The organism is Rhizobium mulingense, from assembly GCF_029194105.1.
Taxonomy (GTDB): Bacteria; Pseudomonadota; Alphaproteobacteria; order Rhizobiales; family Rhizobiaceae; genus Rhizobium; species Rhizobium mulingense.
In genome coordinates this window covers 33,691-57,899 of record NZ_JARFVE010000005.1, presented here as the reverse complement: position 1 = coordinate 57,899, position 24,209 = coordinate 33,691, and the positions used below count along the sequence as shown (strand labels likewise).

The following is a 24,209-nucleotide window of genomic DNA, read 5'->3' as shown; positions in this document are numbered from 1 at the left end:
AATGCCCGGGAGTTGCCCGGGCATCCGCACGTCGGAACGAAGGAATTCGATCAGTTCGGAACGGCCTGAACCTTGGCGCGGGCCTGCTCTTCGGCAACGCGCTGGGCGAACATCTGCGTGAAGTCGATCGGGTCGATCATCAGCGGCGGAAAGCCGCCGTTGCGGGTCACGTCGGCGATGATCTGACGGGCGAAGGGGAAGAGCATGCGCGGGCATTCGATGAAGAGAACCGGCAGCATGTGCTCCTGCGGGAAGCCGGCAACGCGGAAGACCCCGCCATAGACGAGTTCGGTGTGGAACACCGTTTTGTCATCGTCCTTGGCCTCGGCATTCAGCGACAGCACGACATCGAAATCCGTGTCGGAAAGAGGATTGGCGTTGACGTTCACATTGATGTTGATCGTCGGCGCCTTGTCGCGCGCCTGCAGCGAACGCGGCGCACCCGGATTCTCGAAGGACAGATCCTTAGTATATTGCGCAAGGATCGAAAGGGTGGGGTTGGTCGCACCGTTGCTGTTGTTGTCGTCTGCCATTGGCTTTTCCTCGAAGGGCATGGGAATGGTGCCGCCATCTAACATTTCGGGGAGGGGCTTACAACCCTGGGCGCTGGGCGCCGTTGCTCGGTCGAACCACCTCAATCACTGAGATGTTTGCCGGACCACGGCGAGTTGCGGTCCGGCCGCCTATGATAATCCTCCTCGTCGAGATCCACCACCTTCGAATTCCGGTTGCCGTCGCGGAAATCCGGCTTCGGGCCGGCGGAAAAGCCGTGCTGGGCGTTGACGACGACGAACCGCTTGGCGATCGAGCGCCAGACGAGATCGCGCACCGGCGGAATGAGAATAAGGATGGCGATGATATCGGTGAGGAAGCCGGGAATGATCAGAAGCAGCGCGGCGATGACGTTCATCGCCGGCTTCAGCAGATCGCTGCCGGGCATCACGCCGTTTCGTCCTTCGCTCGACATGCGGCGCAGGATACCGACGCCCTGCCGACGCAGCAGGACCACGCCGAAAACAAAGCTCGCTACGACGAGCGCAAGTGTCAGCGCCAAGCCGAGCGCCCGGCCGACGACGACGAAACCGGCAATTTCGCCAAGCGGCAGCAACAGAATGAAAGCCGGCAGGATTGAAAAACGCATGGTCGTCATGTCCCGGACTGGCCGGTCTCCTCTTGGCGCCGGCGAAGATGCCAGCCATCATTTGAATCATCTGTATAGGCGGACTATATGGGAGTACAAATCAGAGATGTTAACGGCGGTAGCGATACGATATGAGTTCGAACGACTTCATCACATTATTCTTCCTGGTGGCGGCGGTGCTGATTTTCTTTCAGCTCCGCTCCGTACTCGGCCGCCGCACGGGAAACGAGAAGCCGCCGCGCGATCTCTATACGCCGCGGGACGCGGCGCCTGCTGAAGCTGCCGATGCCGGCAAGGTCGTGACGCTGCCGCGGCGTGATGCGACGGCCGAGGATGAGGATCGCTTCTCCGCCATCGACGCCGTTGCCGCACCTGGAACGCCGCTCAACGAATCGCTGCGCGCCTTGAACAAGGCCGATCCCTCCTTCAGTCCAAAGGAGTTTCTGAACGGCGCCCGCATGGCCTATGAGATGATCGTGATGGCCTATGCCGACGGCGACCGGAAAACGCTGAAGAACCTGCTGTCCCGCGAAGTCTATGACGGCTTCGATGCGGCGATTGGCGAGCGCGAAGCCCGCGGTGAGAAAGTGAAGTCCACCTTCGTTGGCATCGACAAGGCCGAAATCACCCATGCCGAGACGAAGGGCAGCGAAGCGCAGATCACCGTGCGCATCGTCAGCCAGCTGATATCGGCCACTTACGACAAGGCGGATGCGCTGATAGAAGGCGATGCCGAGAACGTCGCCGAGGTCAATGACTTCTGGACCTTCGCCCGCGATACCCGCTCGCGCGATCCGAACTGGAAACTTGTGGCGACCGAATCGGAACATGAGTGACCACGCATCGGACTTCGTCCTGCAGGCTATAAGCTTCGACACTTTGGAAGGCTGGAAGGATGATGATCCCTCCGGCCTTTTTGAAGTCATGCGATGCTGTCGGCGCCAGATCACCGATGTCAAACCTTACCGCGCCGGCTCGCTCGGCCTGAGCTCGGAGGATTTGCTTCCGCTTCTGATCGCCGCCGAAGATTTCACACCGTCCTCTCCTGCATCGGCACGCGGCTTTTTCGAAACACACTGCCGGCCATTCCTGATCCGCCGCAAGGACGGCAATCCTGGCTTCGTCACTGCCTTCTATGAGCCCGAGATCGAGGTGTCAGAAAGGCCGGATGACGTTTTTCGTTTTCCCTTCTATCGCCGTCCGGACGATCTCATCGATCTCGACGATGGCAATCGCCCGGCCGAACTGGACGACGCCTATGCCTTCGGCCGCCGCCATGATGACGGCCGCATCGGCGCCTATCCGGATCGCCGCGCGATCGACCAGGGTTTCCTCGAAGGCCGCGGCCTTGAAATCGCCTGGGCGAAGTCGAAGGTTGATGTCTTCTTCGTCCATGTGCAGGGCGCCGCCCGGCTGCGCTACAGAAATGGCCGGATCGGGCGCATCACCTACGCAGCAAAGGCCGGCCATCCCTTCTCGGCGATCGGCAAACTGCTGATCGAGTGCGGAGAAATCGACCGAGCCGAGATTTCGATGCAGTCGATCCGCGCCTGGCTGGCGCGCAATCCCGAGCGGGTGGATGAAGTGCTATGGCATAACCGCTCCTATATTTTCTTCCGGGAAGCGCCCTCGCGGGCTATCTGCTTGCGAACCGCCGATCCTGAGGTCGGTCCGATCGCCGCCGCCAAGGTGCCGCTCCTCGCCGGCCGCTCGCTGGCCGTCGACCGGCTGATCCATACCTTCGGCTTTCCCTTTTTCATCCGCGCCGAAAGCCTCACCCATCTCGATCAAGGCAGACCTTTCCGCCGGCTGATGTTGGCGCTCGATACCGGCTCGGCGATCGTCGGGCCGGTTCGCGGCGATATCTTCACCGGCTCGGGGTATATGGCGGGAGAAAGTGCGGGCACCGTCCGCAACGACGCCGATTTTGCCATCCTCATTCCCAATGCCGCCGCCGGACGATTCGACTGATGGTTAGGGATCGCAAGCTCAGCGCCGATGAAAGGATCCTCTGGGGCAAGGTTGCCCGCAGCACGCGGCCGATGCCCGGCAAGGCAGGTGAGCTGAGCGAACTCGATACCTTTCTTGCCGAGACGGAAGCGGCGGCCGAACGGGAGAAGGCCGAAAAGCAGCGGCCTGCCTCATTCACGCCGGAACAGCCGGCAACGCCGTCGGCGTCGAAACGGCCGGCTGGGGTGCATCATCCGCTGGAAAAGCCGGTCAAGCGCAAGATCGCCAAGGGCCGGCTGGCGCTGGAAGCGCGCATCGACCTGCACGGCTTGGTGCAAAGCGAGGCCCATGTAATCCTTCTCGATTTTCTGATCCGCGCCCATGAGCGCGGCGTGCGCCACGTGCTTGTCATCACCGGCAAGGGCAGTTCGATGGGCAGCGCCGGTGCGCTGAAGCGAGCCGTGCCGCTCTGGTTCTCGAAGCCGGAATTCCGTTACCTGATTTCTTCCTATGAGCCGGCCGCACAGCATCATGGCGGCGAGGGCGCGCTCTATATTCGCCTGGCGCGGCGGCATGGGGAACGGCCATGACTCCCTTCGGCGAGGCGGTTCGCCGGCTGAGGGCGCGCAAGGGCGTCTCGCAGAAGGAGATGGCGGAAGCGCTGAACGTCTCCCCCGCCTACCTCTCGGCGCTCGAGCATGGCAAGCGCGGTCTGCCGACATTCGATCTGCTGCAGCGCATCGCCGGCTATTTCAACATCATCTGGGACGAGGCCGAGGAACTGTTCCTGCTCGCCCGTTCTTCCGACCCGCGGGTCGTCATCGACACCTCGGGCCTGCCGCCGGAATATACCGAATTTGCCAACCGGCTGGCCCGGCGGATCCGCGAGCTTGACAGCGCCGAGATCACCCGGTTATCGGCTCTTCTCGAAAATGGCGGCAAAGGCGACGGAAAAGCGTCATAATCCCCTGTTTTATGGCTTGCTCAGGGGACTTGCCATTGGGAACCGGGCTCAAAAAACCTATATACGAGGGTGAAGAAAGCCGGTGATTCGCAAGGCGCGCCGCCGCTTTACGACAACAGGGAAAATCTCGACAGAATGAGCGATACATCCGCGACGGAAAACGGCGTAAGCACCGAATATGGCGCAGATTCCATCAAGGTCCTGAAGGGCCTCGATGCCGTGCGCAAACGCCCCGGCATGTATATCGGCGATACCGACGACGGATCCGGCCTGCATCACATGGTCTATGAAGTCGTTGACAACGCGATCGACGAAGCGCTGGCCGGCCATGCCGACATCGTCACCGTCAGCCTCAATCCGGATGGTTCGGTGACGGTGACCGATAACGGCCGCGGCATCCCGACCGACATCCACACCGGCGAAGGCGTGTCGGCCGCCGAAGTGATCATGACGCAGCTGCATGCCGGCGGTAAATTCGACCAGAATTCCTACAAGGTCTCCGGCGGTCTGCACGGCGTCGGCGTTTCCGTCGTCAATGCGCTTTCCGTCTGGCTGAAGCTGAAGATCCGCCGCCATGGCAAGATCCATGAAATGAGCTTCACCCATGGCGTCGCCGATGCGCCGCTGAAAGTCACGGGCGACGCCCCGGATGTGACCGGCACGGAAGTGAGCTTCATGCCGAGCAGCGAAACCTTCACCATGACGGAATTCGACTACGGCACGCTGGAGCATCGCCTGCGCGAACTCGCCTTCCTGAATTCCGGCGTGCGGATCCTGCTGAGCGACAAGCGTCATTCCGATATCAAGCAGGAAGAGATGCGCTATGATGGCGGCCTCGAGGCCTTCGTCGCCTATCTCGATCGCGCCAAGAAGCCGCTCGTCGACAAGCCGGTCGCCATCCGCGGCGAAAAGGACGGCATCACCGTCGAAGTGGCGATGTGGTGGAACGACAGCTATCACGAGAACGTGCTCTGCTTCACCAACAATATTCCCCAGCGCGACGGCGGCACGCACATGGCCGGCTTCCGTGCGGCCTTGACGCGCCAGGTGGTTTCCTATGCCGACAATTCCGGCATCACCAAAAAGGAAAAGGTGACGCTGCAGGGCGAAGATTGCCGCGAAGGTCTGACGGCGGTCCTGTCGGTCAAGGTGCCTGATCCGAAATTCTCCTCGCAGACGAAGGACAAGCTCGTTTCCTCGGAAGTCCGTCCGGTTGTCGAAAGTCTGGTCAACGAGGCGCTGAGCACCTGGTTCGAAGAGCATCCGAGTGAAGCCAAGATCCTCGTCGGCAAGGTCGTCGAGGCGGCAGCGGCGCGCGAAGCGGCCCGCAAGGCCCGCGAATTGACCCGCCGCAAGGGTGCCCTCGATATCGCCTCGCTGCCCGGCAAGCTTGCCGACTGCTCCGAGCGCGATCCGGCAAAATCCGAAGTTTTCCTGGTCGAGGGTGATTCCGCCGGCGGCTCGGCCAAGCAGGGCCGCTCGCGCGAAAACCAGGCGATCCTGCCGCTGCGCGGCAAGATCCTCAACGTCGAGCGCGCCCGTTTCGACAAGATGCTGTCGAGCCAGGAAATCGGCACGCTGATCACGGCACTCGGAACCGGCATTGGCAAGGACGAATTCAACGCCGAAAAACTGCGTTATCACAAGATCATCATCATGACGGACGCCGACGTCGACGGCGCCCATATCCGCACCCTTCTGCTCACCTTCTTCTTCCGCCAGATGCCGGAGCTGATCGAGCGCGGCCACCTCTACATCGCCCAGCCGCCGCTCTATAAGGTCGCGCGGGGCAAGTCGGTGCAGTATCTGAAGGATGAGAAGGCGCTCGAGGAATATCTGATCGCCCAGGGTCTGGAAGATGCGGCGCTGAGGCTCGGCAGCGGCGAGGTCCGTACCGGCCAGGATCTGCGCGAGGTCATCCTTGATGCGCTGCGGATGCGCACTCTGCTCGACAATCTTCATTCGCGCTACAATCGCGCCGTCGTCGAACAGGCGGCAATTGCCGGCGCCCTCAACGCTGAACTCGTCAGTGACCAGGCGAGAGCCCAGGCATTGGCGAGCGAAGTCGCAAGCCGGCTCGACATCATCGCCGAGGAAACCGAGCGCGGCTGGCAGGGCGATCTGACCAGCGATGGCGGCCTGCGCCTCGAGCGAATGGTCCGCGGTGTCAAGGAAATCGTCGTGCTCGACATGGCGCTGATCGGCTCCTCGGACGCCCGGCACATCGATCAGCTGACGTCGCGTCTCAAGGAAATCTATCAGACGCCGCCGTCGTTGCATCGGCGCGAAGGCGACATCGAGATTTCGGGGCCGCGCGCCCTGCTTGACGCGATCTTCGCCAGCGGCCGAAAGGGCCTCACTATGCAGCGCTACAAGGGGCTTGGCGAAATGAACGCCGAACAGCTCTGGGAAACGACGCTTGATCCGAACGTCCGTTCGCTGCTGCAGGTCAAAGTCAACGACGCCACCGATGCCGACGGCCTCTTCGCCCGGCTGATGGGTGACGAAGTCGAACCGCGGCGCGAATTCATCCAGGACAACGCGCTGAGCGTCGCAAACCTGGATATCTGATCAATATTTTCTCAGCAAAAGGCCCCGCTGTCCTCGAACCGCGGGGCCTTTTGTTTGTCCGGTTTCGCTCAATTCGCGACGAAACGGCCGTTGAAGGCAACTTCGGAGAGCGGCTTGCGCTGGCTAGGGAATTCGCGCGCCTGGTTGCGTTCGGAGAGGACGCCTTTATCGGCCAGGCGGCCGATGGCGACACCCGCCTCGACCCTGTACCCATCGGGAATGCCGAAGGTCTTCATGATGTCTTCGTGTTTGATGCCGCCCATGCCATGGGCGTAGAAACCGGAGAGGCGCGCCTGCAGCGCCAAGTGACCCCATGCCGCGCCGGCATCAAAGGAATGCGTGTAGCTCGGCTTTTCCTCGCCGGAACCGGCAACTCCGGTGAAGCTGCGCGACACGACGAAGATCAGCGCTGACGCATTCTTCGCCCATTCCTGATTGGCATCGACGAGCAAAGCGACGAATTTCTCCCAATGTTCCGAACCTTTCAGGGCATAGACGAAGCGCCAGGGCTGCTGGTTCGAAGAAGACGGCGCCCAGTGGGCGGCGTCGAGCAGGCTGAGAAGCTGTGCCTCCTCGATGATTTCGCCGGTGAAGGCGCGCGGCGACCAGCGGTCGAGAAACATCGGATCGATCGGATATTGGGATTCGCGGCTATTGCTTTTCGTCATGCTTTTTCCTGGGGACATGAAATCGGGGTGAGGCTAGTCGGTCCAGACGATGTCGAGTTCCTCGCGGAAAGCGAAGCGCTTCAAATGATCGTTGATGACGCCCTGCATCCTTGCCTGCTGCGCGTGATCGGCAACGGAAAGCGTGAGAGTCAGGCCCGCGTCGTCGGCGGCAAAAGTCACCTCCGCCGTATCGCTGAACGGCACCCGGCCCTTGTGTGGATCGAAATCTACGCTGAACTTGTGGCTCCAGTGCTTGCAGAGCTGCTGCAGGTAGCGGCTTGCATGCTCGGTGCGCACCGTTGCCTTGGAGAGGTGGTGCATGTCAAACTCCGTCTCATCTTGGACTGCAGCAAAGTCATATTTCCTGCCTCGCCAGCTTGGCAAGCGTGTCGTCGTCGCAGTCGGGTGGGACGGACTGTCTTCATTACATAGATCCGAGGGCGCGCATGCTGGTAAATGGAAAATGGACGGAAGATTGGGGTCCCGTTCAGGCAAAAGACAAAAATGGTGGCTTCGTCAGACAGGTCGCCAGCATCCGAAACGGGGTGACGCCGGACTGCAGCGCGGCACCGACGGGCAAGGGCGGCTTCGAAGCCGAGCCCGACCGTTACCATCTCTATATCGCCTATATCGCCTTGGGCCTCGAAAGCATCGCTCCGACGAAGATCGTTCCACCCGGGCTCTGACCTGTCAGAAATTTTCTGAAGGCCGTACCACTTCCCGGCAAAGCCGTAATGACACCGATGAATAATTCGTTCATAGGTGATCGCAACTTCGTTTTTGATGAGGAGGAATTCCATGAAGCTGATGCGTGTTGGCGAAGCAGGTCGGGAAAAACCGGCACTTCTCGATGCCGATGGCAAAATCCGCGATCTCTCCGGTCATGTCGCCGATATCGGCGGCGAGGCAATCTCGCCGGCGGGCCTTGCAAAGATCGCCGCGATCGACCCCAACAGCCTTCCCGAACTCGGCGCCGGCCGCATCGGCGCCTGTGTTGCCGGCACCGGCAAATTCATCTGCATCGGCCTCAATTTCTCCGACCACGCCGCCGAAACCGGCGCCACGGTACCACCGGAACCGGTGATCTTCATGAAGGCGACGTCGGCCATAACAGGCCCGAACGACACCGTTCTTATCCCGCGCGGTTCGGAAAAAACCGATTGGGAAGTCGAGCTCGGCGTCGTCATCGGCAAGACCGCGAAATATGTCAGCGAAGCCGACGCGCTCGACTACGTCGCCGGTTACTGCGTATCGCACGACGTTTCCGAACGCGCCTTCCAGACGGAACGGGCGGGCCAGTGGACCAAGGGCAAATCGTGCGACACCTTCGGACCGATCGGCCCCTGGCTTGTTACCAAGGACGAGATTGCCGACCCGCAGAACCTCGGCATGTGGTTGAAAGTCAACGGCCAGACGATGCAGAACGGCTCCTCGAGGACGATGGTCTACGGCGTCGCCCACATTGTTTCCTATCTAAGCCAGTTCATGTCGTTGCATCCGGGCGACGTCATCTCGACAGGCACGCCGCCCGGTGTGGGCATGGGCATGAAGCCGCCGCGCTATCTTCGGGATGGCGATGTCGTAGAGCTCGGCATCGAAGGCCTCGGCAGCCAGAAGCAGAGCTTCGTCGCCGATCGTTAACGATGCTAACTGCGCTGAAGCTTAAGCTTTCAGTTTTATGGTGATGCCAGAGATCAACACTCTGGCATTTCCTGTGCAGGTTCGGCACGCCCATGTTGCTGCGCAACAAAAACCTGTTAGTCTGCGTTACGTGCCAGCGTGCGGAAAGACTCGATGTCTATCAATCGACGTCATCTTTTCGATAAAGAAAGGCGGCGCCTTGTATGTTTTATCAGCTTTATGAATTGAATCATGCTGCCATGGCACCGTTTCGCGCCGCGGCGGATATCATGCGTTTTGCCTATGCCAATCCGCTGAACCCATTTGCCCACACGCCGTTCGGCCGCACGATTGCGGCAAGCCTCGAAATGTTCGAGCGCACGACACGCCGCTACGGCAAGCCGGAATTTGGATTGAAGCAGACGACGGTCGGCGACCAGACGGTTTCCGTCCGTGAAGAGGTCGTCTGGTCGCGCTCCTTCTGCAATCTGCTTCATTTCGCGCGGAACGTTCCGCCCGGCCACGCCGGCGACCCCCGCATCCTGATCGTGGCGCCGATGTCCGGTCACTATGCGACGCTGCTGCGCGGCACGGTCGAGGCGCTGCTGCCGAGCGCCGATGTTTACATCACCGATTGGATCGACGCCCGTATGGTGCCGATGACGGAAGGCAGGTTCGATTTCGACGATTATGTCGACTACATCATCGAGATGCTGCATTTTCTCGGTCACGACACGCATGTGATCGCGGTCTGTCAGCCCTCCGTCCCGGTGCTGGTCGCAGTTGCGGTGATGGAGGAAGCCAACGATCCGCTCTCGCCATCCTCGATGACGCTGATGGGCGGCCCGATCGATACTCGCATCAATCCGACCGCCGTCAACAAGCTCGCCCAGGAACGATCGCTGCAGTGGTTTTCCGATAATGTGATCATGAATGTGCCCTGGCCGCAGCCGGGCTTCATGCGGCCTGTCTATCCGGGATTCCTGCAGCTTTCGGGCTTCATGTCGATGAATCTCGACCGGCACCTCGTCGCCCACAAGGAATTCTTCATGCACCTCGTGAAGAACGACGGCGAACCGGAAAAACATCGCGATTTCTACGACGAATATCTGGCAGTGATGGATTTGACGGCCGAATTCTACCTGCAGACAGTCGAGCAGGTCTTCATGAAGCATTCGCTCCCTAAGGGCGAATTGATGCATCGCGGCAAACGCGTCGATGCCGCGGCGATCCGCAACGTCGCGCTTCTGACTGTTGAAGGCGAGAATGACGACATCTCGGGCGTCGGCCAGACCAAGGCGGCGCAGACCATCTGCGTGAACATTCCCGAAGATATGCGCATGCATTACCTCCAGCCGGACGTCGGCCATTACGGTGTTTTCAATGGCTCGCGTTTCCGCCGCGAGATCGCGCCGCGCATCGTCAATTTTGTCCGCCAGCATTCGCGTGCCGCGGTCAAGCGCCGCCCGTTGCCGCGCGTCATCAAGGGCGGCCGGACGGCGTAAATCAGGGCAAACTGAATTAGAAAAATGGATTCAACGGCTTGTCCGATTTCGCGGGCAATCGTCTTGAAGCCTGCTATTACGGTAACCACATCGATTTCAGCGTCCGGCATCTTGCCGGGCGCAGAACGCGAGGATACCGCACGATGAACCAGTCAGCATTGCTTCGACCGGATTGGACTCCGGCTACCATTGCCCTGATGATTCTCGGCTTCATGGTTTTCTGGCCTCTGGGTCTGGCCATGCTTGCCTACATCATCTTCGGCGAGCGTCTGCGCGGCTTCAAGCGCGACGTAAACCAGGCGACCGACGGCTTCTTTGCCTCCTGCCGCCGTTCGCATGGCCATCACCGCCCGCATTTCTCGACCGGCAACGTCGCCTTCGACGACTGGCGTAAGGCCGAACTCGACCGGATCGAGGAAGAGCGCCGCAAGCTGGACGAAATGCGCAAGGAATTCGATGAGTATCTGCGTGAACTCCGCCGCGCCAAGGACCAGGAAGAGTTCGACCGTTTCATGCGTGACCGCAAGAATGCCAAGCGCGACGATAACGGCGGCCCGGTCGCGGAATTTCAGACGCCGTGAGCAGTTGAGTGATGAAGCGATGACCGGCATCTTGACCGATGCCGGTTTTTCCATGTCTGCCCGCCGGGCAATCGTTTAGATTCGCCGGCGAATCGTATAGAAAACACCCATGTTTCCGCTTCTGAAAACACGGCCAAAGGCGCGCAAGCCGGCTCCGCCCGAAATGCGGACGCTTGATGTCGCCGGCCGGCTGATGCCTCTCACCATTAAGCATCATGAACAGGCGACGCGCATTACGCTGCGCATCGAGCCGGGCGGCCGGGCCTTGAAGATGACGGTTCCGAAAGGGCTTGCACCGCGCGAGGTGAATGCCTTCCTTGATCGTCACCAGGGCTGGCTGCTCACTAAGCTCGCCAAATTCTCGACCGATGGCGGCCTGCGCGATGGCGGCAAGATCCTCTTGCGCGGGGTTGCCCATCGGATCGAGCATTCCGGCAGCCTGCGCGGATTGACGGAGGTGGTCTCCGCGGCGGGGGATGAGCCGGTCCTGCGCGTCAGCGGCATGCCGGAGCATCTGGGACGGCGTCTTGCGGCCTTTCTCAAGAAGGAGGCGCGCACCGATCTCGAGAAACTCGCGGCGATGCATGCCGCAACCATCCGGGCGCCGATCCGCTCGATCGCGCTGAAGGATACCCGCAGCCGCTGGGGTTCCTGCTCGTCGGAGGGAAATTTGAGTTTTTCCTGGCGGATCGTCATGGCGCCGCCTGCGGTGATCGATTATCTTGCCGCTCATGAGGTTGCCCACCTCAAGGAAATGAACCACGGTCCGCACTTCTGGGCCCTTTGCCGCAAGCTTTGTCCCGGCATGGAGGAGGCGAAAGCCTGGCTGAAGCGGCATGGCAGCCAGCTGCACGCCATTGATTTTGATTAGCCGAAAGCCCCGCTAAATACAGCTTTGCATGCAAATTGGCTCGACTCTTTCCGCATTTCGTGTCACTTCGCTGCCATGAAACCGGATATCAAAATCTGTGGCTTGAAGACGCCGGAAGCTGTCGATCGCGCGCTGAAACGCGGTGCGACCCATATCGGTTTTATCTTCTTCGAAAAAAGCCCGCGCTACATCGAGCCGGACCTCGCGGCAAAACTTGCCGAGCCGGCGCGTGGCAAGGCGAAGATCGTCGCCGTCGTCGTCGATCCCACCAACGACGAGCTGGACGAGATCGTCTCGCTGCTGAAGCCGGATATCCTGCAGCTCCATGGCAGCGAAAGCCCCGAACATGTGCTGACCATAAAGGCGCTCTATGGCCTGCCAGTCATGAAGGTCTTTTCGGTGCGCACGGCCGACGATCTGAAGCGGGTCGAGGCCTATATCGGCATCGCCGACCGTTTCCTGTTCGATGCGAAAGCGCCGAAGGGTTCCGAACTGCCGGGTGGTAATGGTATTTCCTTCGACTGGAGCCTTCTCGGTTGGATCGACGAGAGCATCGACTACATGCTTTCCGGCGGCCTGAACAAGAACAATGTCGCGGATGCGCTGGCAAGCACCAAGGCGCGTGGTATCGACGTCTCCTCGGGTGTCGAAACCGAGCCCGGCGTGAAAAGCGTTGCATTGATCGATGAATTTTTCGACGCGGTCGAAAAGGCGGATGCGCCTGTCATGGCCCCAGGGAGTTGAGAGTGAACGAGACGCCTAAACCGAATTCCTTCCGTTCCGGCCCCGATGAAGATGGCCGCTTCGGCATTTTTGGCGGTCGTTTCGTTGCCGAAACATTGATGCCGTTGATCCTCGACCTGCAGGACGAGTGGAACAAGGCGAAGACCGATCCGGTCTTTCAGGCCGAATTGAAGCATCTCGGCGCGCACTACATCGGCCGCCCGAGCCCGCTTTATTTTGCCGAACGGCTGACGGCCGAACTCGGCGGCGCGAAGATTTACTTCAAGCGCGAGGAGCTAAACCACACCGGTTCGCACAAGATCAACAATTGCATCGGCCAGATCCTGCTCGCCAAGCGAATGGGCAAGACGCGGATCATCGCCGAGACCGGCGCCGGCCAGCACGGTGTCGCCTCCGCCACCGTTGCCGCCCGCTTCGGCCTTCCCTGCGTCGTCTATATGGGCGCCACCGACGTCGAACGTCAGGCGCCGAACGTTTTTCGCATGAAGCTGCTCGGCGCCGAAGTCAAACCGGTGACTGCCGGCAGCGGTACGCTGAAGGACGCCATGAACGAGGCGCTCAGAGATTGGGTGACCAATGTCGAGGACACCTATTATCTGATCGGCACGGCGGCCGGTCCGCACCCCTATCCGGAGATGGTCCGCGATTTCCAGTCGGTGATCGGCACGGAAGCAAAAGACCAGATGCTGGCAGCCGAAGGCCGCCTTCCCGATCTCGTCGTCGCGGCCGTCGGCGGCGGTTCGAACGCCATCGGCATCTTCCACCCCTTCCTCGACGATTCCTCCGTCAAGATCGTCGGCGTCGAAGCCGGGGGCAGGGGCCTGCAGGGGGACGAACATTGCGCGTCGATCACCGCCGGTTCGCCCGGCGTGCTGCACGGCAACCGCACCTATCTGCTGCAGGACGGCGACGGACAGATCAAGGAAGGCCATTCGATTTCGGCCGGTCTCGATTATCCCGGCATCGGTCCGGAACATTCCTGGCTCAGTGATATCGGCCGTGTCGACTATGTGCCAATTATGGATCACGAGGCGCTCGAAGCCTTCCAGACCTTGACCCGCCTTGAAGGCATCATCCCGGCGCTCGAGGCCGCGCATGCGATTGCCGAAGTGATCAAGCGCGCGCCGACGATGGGCAAAGACGAGATCATCCTGATGAATCTCTCCGGCCGCGGCGACAAGGATATCTTCACCGTCGGCAAGATTCTGGGAATGGGACTGTAAGACATGACCGCACGCATGGACAAACGCTTCGCCGAGCTGAGGGCCGAGGGCCGTCCGGCGCTCGTAACCTATTTCATGGGCGGCGATCCTGATTACGACACCTCTCTCGGCATCATGAAGGCACTGCCGGAGGCAGGGTCCGACATCATCGAACTCGGGATGCCCTTTTCCGATCCGATGGCCGACGGCCCGGCGATCCAGCTAGCCGGTCAGCGTGCGCTGAAAGGCGGCCAGACGCTGAAGAAGACGCTGCAGCTGGCGGCCGATTTCCGGAAGACCGACGATGCGACGCCGATCGTGATGATGGGCTATTACAATCCGATCTACATCTACGGCGTCGAAAAGTTCCTCGATGATGCGCTCGCCGCCGGCATCGACGGCTTGATCGTCGTCGACCTGCCGCCCGAGATGGATGACGAACTCTGCATTCCGGCGATCCGCAAGGGCATCAATTTCATCCGCCTGGCAACACCGACCACCGACGAGAAGCGCCTGCCTGCCGTGCTGAAAAACACCTCGGGCTTCGTCTACTATGTCTCGATGAACGGCATCACCGGCTCAGCGCTGCCCGATCCGTCGCTGGTTTCCGGCGCTGTCCAGCGCATCAAGCAGCATACCGCGCTGCCCGTTTGCGTCGGCTTCGGCGTCAAGACGGCGGAACATGCCAAAGTCATCGGCGGCTCGGCCGACGGCGTCGTCGTCGGCACCGCCATCGTCAATCAGGTCGCCACCAGCTTGACCAAGGACGGCAAGGCGACCGCCGATACCGTTCAGGCGGTCGCAACGCTGGTGCGCGGCCTCTCATCGGGAACCCGTTCGGCGCGCCTTGTTGCTGCCGAATAGTTTTCCCACATTGGCACTCGTCAATCAGGAGTATTCGAGTTGAACTGGATCACTAACTACGTTCGCCCGCGGATCAATTCCATGCTGGGCCGTCGCGAAGTGCCGGAGAACCTCTGGATCAAGTGCCCGGAAACGGGCGAGATGGTTTTTCACAAGGACCTGGAATCCAACAAATGGGTCATTCCGGCGTCCGGCTATCACATGAAGATGCCGGCCAAGGCCCGGCTAGCCGATCTCTTCGACAACGGCGAATACGAATCGCTGCCGCAGCCGAAGGTCGCCCAGGATCCGCTGAAGTTCCGCGATTCCAAGAAATATATCGATCGCCTGCGCGACAGCCGGTTGAAGACCGAACAGGAGGACACGATCCTCGCCGGTCTCGGCAAGGTGCGGGGGCTGAAGCTCGTCGCCGTCGTGCACGAGTTCAACTTTATCGGCGGCTCGCTCGGCATTGCCGCCGGCGAGGCGATCGTCAAGGCGTTCGAACGTGCGACCTCGGAAAAGTGCCCGCTGGTTATGTTCCCCGCCTCCGGCGGCGCGCGCATGCAGGAAGGCATTCTCTCCCTTATGCAGCTGCCGCGCACGACGGTTGCCGTCGACTTGCTAAAGGAATCCGGCCAGCCCTATGTCGTCGTGCTGACCAACCCGACGACCGGTGGCGTAACTGCCTCCTATGCCATGCTCGGTGATATTCATCTGGCCGAGCCCGGCGCCGAAATCGGCTTTGCCGGCAAGCGCGTCATTGAGCAGACGCTGCGCGAAAAGCTGCCGGAGGGCTTCCAGACCTCCGAATATCTGCTGGAACATGGTATGGTCGACATGGTCGTCAAGCGTCACGATATTCCGGAAACTCTGGCGCGCATGCTGAAGATCCTGACGAAAAAGCCCGTCTCGGCGGCCAATGACGTGAATGGCAGCGCCATCGCCCTGGCGGCGAGCGCCTGATAACCGACAAGCAGGCGGGTGCCGAATTGATACCCAGAGGCCAAACCGCGGTGAGTGAGGCAGCGCAAGAGATAGAGAAGCTCATGGGATTGCATCCCAAGGGGTTCGATCTGTCCCTCGATCGCATCACCCGTCTTCTCGATGTGCTCGGCAACCCGCACAGGAAACTGCCACCGGTGATCCACGTCGCCGGCACCAATGGCAAGGGTTCGGTCACTGCTTTCTGCCGTGCCCTGCTCGAGGCCGGCGGCTACAGCGCCCATGTTCACACCTCGCCGCATCTCGTCAATTGGCACGAGCGTTATCGCATCGGTGTGGCCGGCGGACGGGGGCAGCTCGTCGATGATGCCGTGTTTGCAGATGCCGTACGTCGTGTTGCCGAGGCCAATGCCGGCCAGCACATTACCGTCTTCGAAATCCTGACGGCGGTTACCTTCATTCTGTTTTCCGAACAGCCGGCCGACGCGGCGATCATCGAAGTCGGTCTCGGCGGCCGCTTCGATGCCACCAATGTCATTTCCGATCCGGCCGTCTCGGTGATCATGCCGATCTCACTCGATCACCAGCCCTATCTCGGCGACAGGGTCGAGCTGATCGCAGCCGAAAAGGCCGGCATCATGAAGCCGGGATTGCCTGTGGTCATCGGCCACCAGGAATATGATGCTGCGCTCGAGGTGCTGATGTCGACGGCCGAGCGGCTGCATTGCCCGAGCGCCGTTTTCGGGCAGGATTTCATGGCGCACGAGGAATATGGCCGGCTCGTCTATCAGGACGAATACGGCCTTGCCGACCTGCCGCTGCCGCGCCTTCCCGGCCGGCACCAATATGCCAATGCCGCTGCCGCCATTCGCGCCGTCAAGGCCGCGGGCTTCACCGTCACCGAGACGATGATGGAGAAGGCGATGAATACGGTCGAATGGCCGGGCCGGTTGCAGCGCCTCAGCGATGGCCGCCTGCTGCAGCATGCGCCGGCCGGCGCCGAAATCTGGGTCGATGGTGGGCACAATCCCGGTGCCGGCGAAGTGATCGCCGAAGCCATGGCCAATTTCGAGGAACGCCAGTCTCGGCCGCTGTTCCTGATCATCGGCATGATCAACACCAAGGACCCGGTCGGCTATTTCAAGGCCTTCGCCGGGCTGGTCGAGAAGGTTTTCTGCGTGCCGATCCGGGGCAGCGATGCGATGATCGATCCGGTGATCTTGTCGAATGCTGCCTATGATGCCGGTTTGGTTGCCGAACCGATGTCGACGGTCGGCGAGGCGCTCGAAGCTATAAAGGCCGTTACCGATCCGCAGGCGTTGCCGCCGCGCATCCTCGTCGGCGGTTCCCTCTACCTTGTCGGCGACGTACTTTCCGACAACGGCACGCCGCCGAAATGAGCGCTGCCCATTGAAAAAGCCCGGTCGAAGCCGGGCTTTTCATCAATCTGACAATCGGAATATATCAATCAAGCGGCGTTCGAAATCCAGTTCGAAAGCGCGGTCTTCGGCTTGGCGCCGACCGAGATATCAGCGACTTCGCCGCCTTTGAAGATTGCAAGCGTCGGAATGGAGCGCACGCCGAACTGCGCGGCAAGCTCAGGATTCTCGTCGATATTCAGCTTGGCCACCTTGACCTTGCCTTCCATCTCGACGGCGATTTCCTCGAGGCTCGGAGCAATCATTTTGCACGGTCCGCACCATTCAGCCCAGAAATCGACGACGACGGGTTCTGCGGATTCCAGAACTTCCGACTGGAAGTTATTGATATCGACTTTCACGGTAGCCATGGGCTGCTCCTTTGGAGGAATTGGGTGTTGAACCACATGTGATGGTGCGGTGCCGAATTTTCAATGTCCGGTATTTCACTTTGTCTTGAGTCCTGCAAGCGCCAAACCGAGCGCCTTTTCGCTCAGCGTGTAGAGCGAGGCATTCTCGGTATACACAAGCATGCAGTCGATGCGCTTGCCGGGATAGAGCGGCGCCAGGATCTCGCGATAGATGGCCAGCTGTGCCCGGTGCGCGAAGGGGATGGCCTCCTCGGCCGCCGGCGGCACCCGATTGGTTTTGTAATCGAGAATGACGACGCGATCGGCAAGCACGGCCAGCCGGTCGATGCGGCCGGAAACGGCATAGCGTCTGCCGTCGAGCATCAATGTCCCCATGATCGAGACCTCAGGCCGGGCCTGCTCCCCGAGGACGGGCTGCAAGTCCTTCTCGTCCAGTAGTTTCAGAACCGAATCGACCAGCTTGCGCCGTTCGGCCTCCCCCCAGAAACGGGCAGCCCGTTCGCCGTAACGCTGCGCCGCACCGGGCCGCTCCTCCGGCGGAATATCGGGAAGCGCTTGCAGCATGCGATGCAGCAGCCTGCCTTTCTCCAGCGAGCGATCGCTGCGTTGCTTCTCGGAAAAGAGCGGCGAAGCGACAACCAGGCCTCCTTCATCTTCGTCGATGATCGTCCCGGCGCCGGAAGGGCTGAGGGGCCGGGGCAGTTCCGTCTGTGGCGGCAATGGTCGCAACAGGCCCTCCGGCAGGCTGATTTCGTCGTCGCGCGCCTCGCTGCGGTTGATGCGCTCGAAGCTCCGCTCCACCCGCGGCACGCGCCATCGGATGCCGGGCCATTCCCCGTCGGGGTCGGAGAAGCTGGCCGCCTCCACATGCGGATGGCCTTCGCTGAGTGCGGTGGAAATCATCATGTGCCAGCTGTCGTTGTTGGCGCGCACCCCGCGATAACCGCAGACGACCAGCCGGTCGGCGGCCCGCGTCATGGCGACATAGAGCAGCCGGCGATACTCCTCTTCGGCCAGTATCTGGATTCGCGCAGCATCGTTCTGTGTCAGCGAATTGGCGAGGTCGGCGACGGGAACCCAGGCAGGCATCGGCGGTTCGTCCGGGTCGTTTTCGATCAGGCGGAGCTTCGGCAGATGCGTATGCGTGAAGGCTTTGGAGCCGCCGTCGACCAGGAAAACGATCGGTGCTTCGAGACCCTTTGAGGCATGCACGGTCATGATCCTGACCTCGTTGCGTCCCTTGTCCTGCTCGCGTTTCACTTCGGGTGCTTCGAGCTCGAGCGTCGAGACGAAGGATTGCAGCCCGGGAAGGCCGGAGCTCTCATGGTCGAGGGTAAAGGTCAGGAATTCGTCGAGGATATCGCTGACTTCGGTGCCGAGGCGGGCAAGAAACTGCCGCCGTCCACCGTGGCTGCCCAGCAGGCGTGCATAGAAATCATGCACCGGCAGGATTTTCGATTGTCGGAGGAACAGTTCCAGTTTCTCGACCGCCGCGCGGAAACGCTCGTTACCGTCGGCGGCAAATTTCTTGAGATGGCTCCAGACGCTCTCATTGTCGCCACGCAGCGCCGCGGCTGCAAAGATGTCCTCCTCGGAGAGATCGAAAAGCGGGCTCTTGAGCACGGCGGCGAGCGAAAGGTCGTCTTGCGGCAGAAGCAGGAAGCGGCCAAGTGCCAGCAGATCCTGCACGGCGATATGGCTGGTCAGCACCAGCCTGTCGGCGCCGGCGACGGGAATGTCACCGCGACGTTTCAAGGCGCGGGTCAACGCATTGACGAAGGCGTCGCGCTTGCGCACCAGCACCAGGATATCGCCGGCCTCGATCAGCCGCTCCTTGCCTTTGTCGATGATCGTCTCGCGGCCGACGAGTGCGCCGATCGAATGGGCGATCCGCCGCGCCAGGATAGCGGCCGGCGCGCTTTCCGGCGTCGCATCGAAGGGCGCCGTCCAATCCTCTTCCTTCACCACCGCTTCCGGCGCGACCATTTCCCAGAGATCGACGGCGCCGGGATGTCCGATGCGGCTGGAACGATGCACGACCGGCTCACCGACGGCGCTGAGGCCGCGCGCATTGTCGGATGTCCTGAAGATCTCGTCGACGGCCTCGAGCACGTCGGCGGTCGAGCGGAAGGAGAGCGGCAACCGCACGGAAGAGAAGCTCTGCCCGCTGTCGGAGACACGCCGCCGCGTCCTGTCGCTCTCTTCGGAAAAACGCTCCGGCCGCGCCCCCTGAAAGGAATAGATCGACTGTTTCTCGTCGCCGACGGCAAACAGCGTGCGCACGATCGGCCGAGCGCTCTCGCCGGAAAAGAAATCCTCGGCGAGAGATTGGATGACGCTCCATTGGATCGGACTGGTATCTTGCGCCTCGTCGACGAGGATATGATCGATACCCCGGTCGAGCTTGTAATGGATCCAGGGACCGACGCCGCTCTTCGTCAACAGGTCGGCGGTGCGGGTGATCAGGTCCTCGAAATCGAGTTGGCTGCGCTGTTTCTTCAGTTCCTCATAATCGCGGTTCAGCCGGTCGGCGAGCACGAGCGCGGCCCGCGTGGCGCCATGCATCCGCATCAGTTTCAGCCGGTCGCGGCTTGCCGCGACATGCGCGCGGGCGGCGGCGACGGCGTCCGTCAATTGCGGAGCTTCGGCAAGCATGGCCTTGACCAGGAACTGCGAGTCCGTTTTCGGCTCGCCCTTGGCCGTCAGGAAAATTTTCTCGAGCATCGCGGCACGTCTGGCTTGATCCGGCTCCCGGCCGGCGAGTCTAAGGCCATAGGCAACCTCCTGCGCCTTGGCGCCGCCCTTTTGGTCGGCCAGCGACAGATAAAGTTCCAGCGTGCCGCTCGAAAGTCCCGGCAGCGGCCAATATTGCGCCGCGATCCCTTTCTCGGTGTCATCGGCGGCGAGACCGAGCCTTTTGCGCAGGACCACGTCCACGCCGCCCTGCTGTTCGGCCGCGGCGGTGAAACGGCGGATGGCGTTGCGGTTGGCGACAATGTCGCCGAGCAGGTTCTCCAGGCCGGATTCGTCGCCGAGATTGAGCACGGCGGCGAAAGCCTCTGCAAGAGCGCTGCCTTCTTCCGGCGCGGTCGCCGTCAGCAGCGCCCGGCGCGCATCGGACAGCAGCGCCGCGGCGGCGCGATCGTCGAGAACGGAGAAATGCCCAGCGACATTGGCCTCCAGCGGGAACTGATGCAGCAGCGCCTCGCAAAAAGCGTGGATCGTCTGGATCTTTAAGCCCCCCGGCGTCTCCAGCGCCTTGGCGAACAGCCGCCGGGCCTCGGCCAGTTTTATCCGGTCGGGTACCGTACCTTCGATCTCAATGATCCGCCGGCTGAGATCGTCATCGTCAAGCACTACCCAGTCGGCCAGTCGTTCGAAGACGCGGTTCGACATTTCCGAAGCCGCGGCCTTGGTGTAGGTGAGGCAGAGAATGGCCGAAGGCCGGGCGCCGGCGAGCAGAAGCCGGATGACGCGCTGGGTCAGGACATGCGTCTTGCCGGAACCGGCATTGGCCGACACCCATGCCGAGCGCACCGGATCGGAGGCGATCGCCTGCTGGATGGTGGTCCAGCCGATCCAGGCCCCGGGATCGTCGCTATCAGGAAGGTCGCTCGCCTCACTCATCGCCGCCACCTTCCTCATTCTCGGCCGTTGACCATTCGGAGACGCGGGCGAGATGATCGTAGTCGCCGCCGAAATCAAATTGCTGTGCCGGAATGAGCCGCGAGGTAAAGCCCTTTTCGCCGGATTGCAGCAAGCTGACGAATTTGATCAGCTGGTCGACTGATTCCTCGGCAAGGTCGATCGCCGATTTCGCCTTGTCGCTGCGGGCGGCGTTTTCATTGTTGACCATATCGACCTGGAACCGGTTGCCGGGACGCAGGCGGACATAGAGCAGATCCTGCGGCGTGAGGCTGCCGGCATCGCGAAAGGCGCCGGCGCGCAAGGCGGCCGCTTCCAGCGCGAGCTGTGGATCGAGAAGCGCGCGTGCCTGTGCCGGCGAGGGGTTGTAACCGGTCTTGTAGTCGATGATATCGGCGGCGTTCGGCCCGGTAATGTCGATCCGGTCGGCGACGCCGTTGAGGCGGATATTGATCGCCTCCAGCTCCACGCCGCCGCGCACCTCCGTCAACGTTCGGCGAATGGCAGGCCGTCGTCCGGCCTCCCATTCCAGGAAGGCGCGCGCCACTTCGCGAAAGCGTGGCCGCCATACGGCATCGATATGAGGCGGCAGCTTTTCCATGTCGAACAGCTCGCTCAGAATCTGCTCCATCGCCGCTGCCGCCTCCGGCGTGCCGGCGACATGGGCCGCGCGGATGAACCGGTCGATAATCGTGTGATAAAGCGTACCGCGTTCGGCCGCTCCTGGGTCGCGATTGAACGCGTCCACCGGATCGAGCCGCAGGATGCGGCGGGCGTAGATGGCATAGGGATCGCGGCGCAGCCGCCCGACCTCGCTGAAGGAGTAGGATTTCGGCTGCAGCGTCAGCGGCGGTTTCGGCGAGGGCCGCTGCGCCGGCGCCTGGCTCTCTCCACGATCGATGAGACCGGCCCATTGCAGGAACCGGGTGCCGCGCCCCTTGAGTTCCGCTTCGAACGCCTCCCCGCCGAGCGCCAGCAGCCGCTGCAGCCAGCGCGAGGCGACCGTCGGCGTCGAACCCTGGCGCAGCGCCCTGGAATAGATCAGGTGACGGGTGCCGTTCGCCATCTCGAAATCATGCGCCAGCTGGCCGATGCGCCGCTCCGGCGGTTCAAGCCCGATCTCCGTCTTCATCATCCGCGGAATGAAGGGATTGTTGGCGCTCTGCCCGGGCCATGAGCCCTCGTTCAGCCCGCCGAGGATCAGTGTATCGACGCTCTGCAGCCGGGCTTCCAGCGTGCCGAAGATGAACAGCCTGGGGTGGCTCAGCGCCCGAGGCTTCACCGCATGGCCGGCGGCGAGCGCGGCCATGATGTCGATCCATTGCGGCCCGTCCGCCTCCATCTGCCCGTCCGTGTCGATGACTTCGCCGAGAAGCGAGGCAAGCGCGTCCCCCGCCTCGTTCGACCAGAGATCGGCAAGATTGCCCTGCGGATCGGCCGCGACCGCTTCGAGAGCGCGACCGGTTCGCTCGGCCCATTCGGACAGCGTGAAGCTCGCCGTCTTGCCGCGCTCCTCCGGCCGGTGCCGGAAGAGCGCAGCGGCGAGAGGCTCGGTGGCCCGGGTAATCCGGCGGGCAAGCTCGTATGCGGCCTCGGCGGCGTCGGCGGGAAGCGCCTTTCGCCATTGCGGTGCGTGCCGGTCCAGGGCCTGTTCGGCAAGCTGATGGGTCAGCAGCACCTCGAGCGCGCTGATATCCACCTCCGTCACGCCGCCGCGCAGCGCCAGCAGCTCGAGCGCCTCGGTGGCGGAAATCAGGATGTCGCGTTCAAGGCCGAAGCGGGCCAGGGGGTGTTTGAGCAGAGCGACGGTCGCGACCGGATCGCCCGGCCGCAGTGCCGCCTCCAGCAGCAATTGCAGAAGCGTGCCTTGCGGCGTGGCCGAAAGCGGCGTGCCGGCCGAATCGTCGGCGAGGATGCCGAAGCGGGAAAGCTCCGCCATCACCCGACGGGCGAGGTTGCGGTCCGGCGTGATCAGGGCTGCCCGGCTCTCGCCGTCCTGCCCCGGCCGTTCCAGCGCCAGTCTGAGCGCGACGGCAATCGCGGTTGCTTCCTCGCGCTCATTGGCGGCTTCGATCAGCGCAACGTTGTTGAAGGCCGAAGTCAGGGCTCCCGCGGGCAGCTCGCTCTTCCATGTGCCCCAGTCGCTGGTCGCCTCTGCCGGGGCAAGCGCCCGGGACAGGATTTCGGCGCGCCGGTCAAGATCGGCCTCCGGTCTGTCAAGGGTGCTGACATCGGCCCGTGTCAGCCTCAGCCTCTTCAGCAGCGACGACAGCCCGTATTGCGGATGGCTCCGGCTGGCGGGATTGGCATGCTGGCCCGGCGCCGGTTCCGGCGCGACCATCTGCCAATGTCCTTCGGGCATGGCGAGATCGAGGCCTGGAAGCACGATCACGCCTTCGGGCAGATCGGCGACGGCGGCAATCAAATCGGCGGTTGCCGGTACCGAACCCGTCGAGCCGGCGATGATGACCGGCCCGCCAGGCTTTGCCGCCGAAATCCGGGCCGCTTCGGCCCTGAGAATGGCGTTTCTGTGCCGCGCCAGCGACGATTTGCCCAGTTCGGAAAGTCGCGCCGGCCAGAAGGCGCTGGCGATCTGCAGAAACTCCGCGGTCAGTTGCCACCAGGCGGCATAGTCGCCGGTATCGAGCTTCGACAGTTCCGACCAGTCGAGATCCTCGGTTTCGATGGAATCGATCAGCTCGGCTAGGTTGCGGGCAAGCCAGATCGCGTCCGCCGGGCTTGCCGGCGCAACCAGCGGCGAGTCCGAATGAATATGGCGGACAATCTCCGGCAGTTTGTTGCGCCAGGCAAGGATCAGGCGCGCCAGTTCGAGCAGCCGCGCAGTATTCGACAGCGGCTGGGCGAGGTCGATCGTCGCCGGCAGTGCCTCGTCGAAATAGCCGCTGTCATCGTCGGTTTCGCCGAGGGGGCGGATGACCGGCAGGATCGCCGACCGGCCGCCAAGGAGATCGACGAATTCCGAGCGCAGCACACGCACGGCACGCCGGGTCGGCAGGTAGATGGTTACTCTGGCGAGCGACAGCGGGTCGTCGGCGTCATGCCGAAAGAGCGGCGTCAACCGGCCGTCGCAGAGTGTCGTCGCGAGGGTTTTCAGGAAGGGAAGGCCCGCCGGGATCGTCAGGATTCGTGGCTGGTGCCGCTCCCTCATG

At 62.0% G+C, this 24,209-nt stretch carries 21 protein-coding genes and 1 pseudogene; 15 read left to right on the top strand and 7 right to left on the bottom strand.

Annotation, left to right across the window (positions count from 1 at the left end):
• Positions 1–50: 50 nt before the first annotated feature.
• Positions 51–533, bottom strand: a complete 483-nt coding sequence (secB, locus tag PYR71_RS12980) for a protein-export chaperone SecB (RefSeq protein WP_037115887.1) — start codon at positions 531–533, stop codon at positions 51–53.
• Between the two features lie 101 nt (positions 534–634).
• Entirely contained in the window at positions 635–1,141 is a 507-nt protein-coding gene (locus PYR71_RS12975; protein ID WP_312862820.1) for an FxsA family protein, read from the bottom strand.
• A gap of 131 nt (positions 1,142–1,272) precedes the next feature.
• Between PYR71_RS12975 and PYR71_RS12970 the strand changes: the two genes are divergently transcribed.
• The 5 genes from PYR71_RS12970 to gyrB all read left to right on the top strand — a co-directional run bounded on the left by PYR71_RS12970 (position 1,273) and on the right by gyrB (position 6,626).
• Positions 1,273–1,977, top strand: coding sequence for a Tim44/TimA family putative adaptor protein (locus tag PYR71_RS12970; protein WP_275619649.1), 705 nt, complete (start codon positions 1,273–1,275; stop codon positions 1,975–1,977).
• Entirely contained in the window at positions 1,970–3,112 is a 1,143-nt protein-coding gene (gene mltA, locus PYR71_RS12965) for a murein transglycosylase A (protein WP_275619648.1), read from the top strand. Before PYR71_RS12970 ends, mltA begins: the two co-directional genes overlap by 8 nt.
• Entirely contained in the window at positions 3,112–3,681 is a 570-nt protein-coding gene (locus PYR71_RS12960) for a Smr/MutS family protein (RefSeq protein WP_275619647.1), read from the top strand. The genes mltA and PYR71_RS12960 overlap by 1 nt, the downstream gene beginning before the upstream one ends.
• Complete coding sequence (locus tag PYR71_RS12955) at positions 3,678–4,055, top strand: helix-turn-helix domain-containing protein (protein WP_275619646.1); 378 nt, start codon at positions 3,678–3,680, stop codon at positions 4,053–4,055. Before PYR71_RS12960 ends, PYR71_RS12955 begins: the two co-directional genes overlap by 4 nt.
• 135 nt (positions 4,056–4,190) lie before the next feature.
• On the top strand, positions 4,191–6,626 hold the full coding sequence (gene gyrB, locus PYR71_RS12950; RefSeq protein WP_183919547.1) for a DNA topoisomerase (ATP-hydrolyzing) subunit B: 2,436 nt from the start codon (positions 4,191–4,193) through the stop codon (positions 6,624–6,626).
• A gap of 68 nt (positions 6,627–6,694) precedes the next feature.
• On the opposite strand, the gene PYR71_RS12945 is transcribed toward gyrB, so the two are convergent.
• Together PYR71_RS12945 and PYR71_RS12940 are read right to left on the bottom strand one after the other, a co-directional pair.
• Entirely contained in the window at positions 6,695–7,294 is a 600-nt protein-coding gene (locus PYR71_RS12945; protein ID WP_275619645.1) for a nitroreductase family protein, read from the bottom strand.
• 33 nt (positions 7,295–7,327) lie between these two features.
• Positions 7,328–7,615 carry a DUF2218 domain-containing protein gene (locus PYR71_RS12940; protein ID WP_275619644.1) on the bottom strand — a complete coding sequence of 96 codons (288 nt, stop codon included), beginning with the start codon at positions 7,613–7,615 and terminating at the stop codon, positions 7,328–7,330.
• A gap of 125 nt (positions 7,616–7,740) precedes the next feature.
• On the opposite strand from PYR71_RS12940, the pseudogene PYR71_RS12935 reads away from it, so the two are divergent.
• From PYR71_RS12935 to PYR71_RS12890, 10 genes and pseudogenes are all read left to right on the top strand, one after another.
• Positions 7,741–7,960: pseudogene (locus PYR71_RS12935) on the top strand (glutathione S-transferase family protein); the annotation flags it as partial.
• A 132-nt stretch (positions 7,961–8,092) separates the two neighbouring features.
• Positions 8,093–8,935, top strand: coding sequence for a fumarylacetoacetate hydrolase family protein (locus PYR71_RS12930; RefSeq protein ID WP_183919554.1), 843 nt, complete (start codon positions 8,093–8,095; stop codon positions 8,933–8,935).
• Between the two features lie 203 nt (positions 8,936–9,138).
• Positions 9,139–10,419 (top strand): polyhydroxyalkanoate depolymerase, encoded by a 1,281-nt coding sequence (locus PYR71_RS12925; RefSeq protein WP_275619643.1) that lies wholly within the window; start codon positions 9,139–9,141, stop codon positions 10,417–10,419.
• Between the two features lie 143 nt (positions 10,420–10,562).
• A complete protein-coding gene (locus PYR71_RS12920) occupies positions 10,563–11,000 on the top strand; it encodes a DUF2852 domain-containing protein (protein ID WP_183919631.1) in 438 nt (145 codons plus the stop codon).
• 109 nt (positions 11,001–11,109) lie between these two features.
• Positions 11,110–11,871: a M48 family metallopeptidase gene (locus tag PYR71_RS12915; protein WP_275619642.1), complete on the top strand. Its 762-nt coding sequence runs from the start codon at positions 11,110–11,112 to the stop codon at positions 11,869–11,871.
• Between the two features lie 75 nt (positions 11,872–11,946).
• Positions 11,947–12,615 carry a phosphoribosylanthranilate isomerase gene (locus tag PYR71_RS12910; protein WP_275619641.1) on the top strand — a complete coding sequence of 223 codons (669 nt, stop codon included), beginning with the start codon at positions 11,947–11,949 and terminating at the stop codon, positions 12,613–12,615.
• 2 nt (positions 12,616–12,617) lie between these two features.
• Positions 12,618–13,838, top strand: coding sequence for a tryptophan synthase subunit beta (gene trpB, locus PYR71_RS12905; protein WP_275619640.1), 1,221 nt, complete (start codon positions 12,618–12,620; stop codon positions 13,836–13,838).
• Positions 13,839–13,841: 3 nt separating this feature from the next.
• Positions 13,842–14,681 carry a tryptophan synthase subunit alpha gene (gene trpA / locus PYR71_RS12900; RefSeq protein WP_275619639.1) on the top strand — a complete coding sequence of 280 codons (840 nt, stop codon included), beginning with the start codon at positions 13,842–13,844 and terminating at the stop codon, positions 14,679–14,681.
• A gap of 39 nt (positions 14,682–14,720) precedes the next feature.
• Positions 14,721–15,626: an acetyl-CoA carboxylase, carboxyltransferase subunit beta gene (gene accD / locus PYR71_RS12895; RefSeq protein WP_183919566.1), complete on the top strand. Its 906-nt coding sequence runs from the start codon at positions 14,721–14,723 to the stop codon at positions 15,624–15,626.
• A 26-nt stretch (positions 15,627–15,652) separates the two neighbouring features.
• Entirely contained in the window at positions 15,653–17,005 is a 1,353-nt protein-coding gene (locus PYR71_RS12890; protein WP_183919568.1) for a bifunctional folylpolyglutamate synthase/dihydrofolate synthase, read from the top strand.
• A gap of 68 nt (positions 17,006–17,073) precedes the next feature.
• Here PYR71_RS12890 and trxA read toward each other — a convergent pair whose 3' ends face one another.
• The 3 genes from trxA to addB form a co-directional block, all read right to left on the bottom strand.
• Positions 17,074–17,394, bottom strand: a complete 321-nt coding sequence (gene trxA / locus PYR71_RS12885; protein WP_008528748.1) for a thioredoxin — start codon at positions 17,392–17,394, stop codon at positions 17,074–17,076.
• A gap of 75 nt (positions 17,395–17,469) precedes the next feature.
• Positions 17,470–21,021 (bottom strand): double-strand break repair helicase AddA, encoded by a 3,552-nt coding sequence (addA, locus tag PYR71_RS12880; protein ID WP_275619638.1) that lies wholly within the window; start codon positions 21,019–21,021, stop codon positions 17,470–17,472.
• Complete coding sequence (gene addB, locus PYR71_RS12875; protein WP_275619637.1) at positions 21,014–24,208, bottom strand: double-strand break repair protein AddB; 3,195 nt, start codon at positions 24,206–24,208, stop codon at positions 21,014–21,016. Before addB ends, addA begins: the two co-directional genes overlap by 8 nt.
• Position 24,209: the final 1 nt, after the last annotated feature.

What these genes read in the sequence shown, in the direction of transcription:
- mltA (WP_275619648.1), top strand. Translation starts at nt 1,970, where the DNA reads ATGAGTGACCACGCATCGGACTTCGTCCTGCAGGCTATAAGCTTCGAC.
- gyrB (WP_183919547.1), top strand. Translation starts at nt 4,191, where the DNA reads ATGAGCGATACATCCGCGACGGAAAACGGCGTAAGCACCGAATATGGC.
- PYR71_RS12930 (WP_183919554.1), top strand. Translation starts at nt 8,093, where the DNA reads ATGAAGCTGATGCGTGTTGGCGAAGCAGGTCGGGAAAAACCGGCACTT.
- trxA (WP_008528748.1), bottom strand. Translation starts at nt 17,394, where the DNA reads ATGGCTACCGTGAAAGTCGATATCAATAACTTCCAGTCGGAAGTTCTG.
- PYR71_RS12960 (WP_275619647.1), top strand. Translation starts at nt 3,112, where the DNA reads ATGGTTAGGGATCGCAAGCTCAGCGCCGATGAAAGGATCCTCTGGGGC.
- PYR71_RS12920 (WP_183919631.1), top strand. Translation starts at nt 10,563, where the DNA reads ATGAACCAGTCAGCATTGCTTCGACCGGATTGGACTCCGGCTACCATT.
- trpA (WP_275619639.1), top strand. Translation starts at nt 13,842, where the DNA reads ATGACCGCACGCATGGACAAACGCTTCGCCGAGCTGAGGGCCGAGGGC.
- PYR71_RS12915 (WP_275619642.1), top strand. Translation starts at nt 11,110, where the DNA reads ATGTTTCCGCTTCTGAAAACACGGCCAAAGGCGCGCAAGCCGGCTCCG.
- PYR71_RS12970 (WP_275619649.1), top strand. Translation starts at nt 1,273, where the DNA reads ATGAGTTCGAACGACTTCATCACATTATTCTTCCTGGTGGCGGCGGTG.
- PYR71_RS12945 (WP_275619645.1), bottom strand. Translation starts at nt 7,294, where the DNA reads ATGACGAAAAGCAATAGCCGCGAATCCCAATATCCGATCGATCCGATG.
- secB (WP_037115887.1), bottom strand. Translation starts at nt 533, where the DNA reads ATGGCAGACGACAACAACAGCAACGGTGCGACCAACCCCACCCTTTCG.
- addA (WP_275619638.1), bottom strand. Translation starts at nt 21,021, where the DNA reads ATGAGTGAGGCGAGCGACCTTCCTGATAGCGACGATCCCGGGGCCTGG.
- PYR71_RS12910 (WP_275619641.1), top strand. Translation starts at nt 11,947, where the DNA reads ATGAAACCGGATATCAAAATCTGTGGCTTGAAGACGCCGGAAGCTGTC.
- addB (WP_275619637.1), bottom strand. Translation starts at nt 24,208, where the DNA reads ATGAGGGAGCGGCACCAGCCACGAATCCTGACGATCCCGGCGGGCCTT.
- PYR71_RS12975 (WP_312862820.1), bottom strand. Translation starts at nt 1,141, where the DNA reads ATGCGTTTTTCAATCCTGCCGGCTTTCATTCTGTTGCTGCCGCTTGGC.
- PYR71_RS12925 (WP_275619643.1), top strand. Translation starts at nt 9,139, where the DNA reads ATGTTTTATCAGCTTTATGAATTGAATCATGCTGCCATGGCACCGTTT.
- PYR71_RS12955 (WP_275619646.1), top strand. Translation starts at nt 3,678, where the DNA reads ATGACTCCCTTCGGCGAGGCGGTTCGCCGGCTGAGGGCGCGCAAGGGC.
- PYR71_RS12940 (WP_275619644.1), bottom strand. Translation starts at nt 7,615, where the DNA reads ATGCACCACCTCTCCAAGGCAACGGTGCGCACCGAGCATGCAAGCCGC.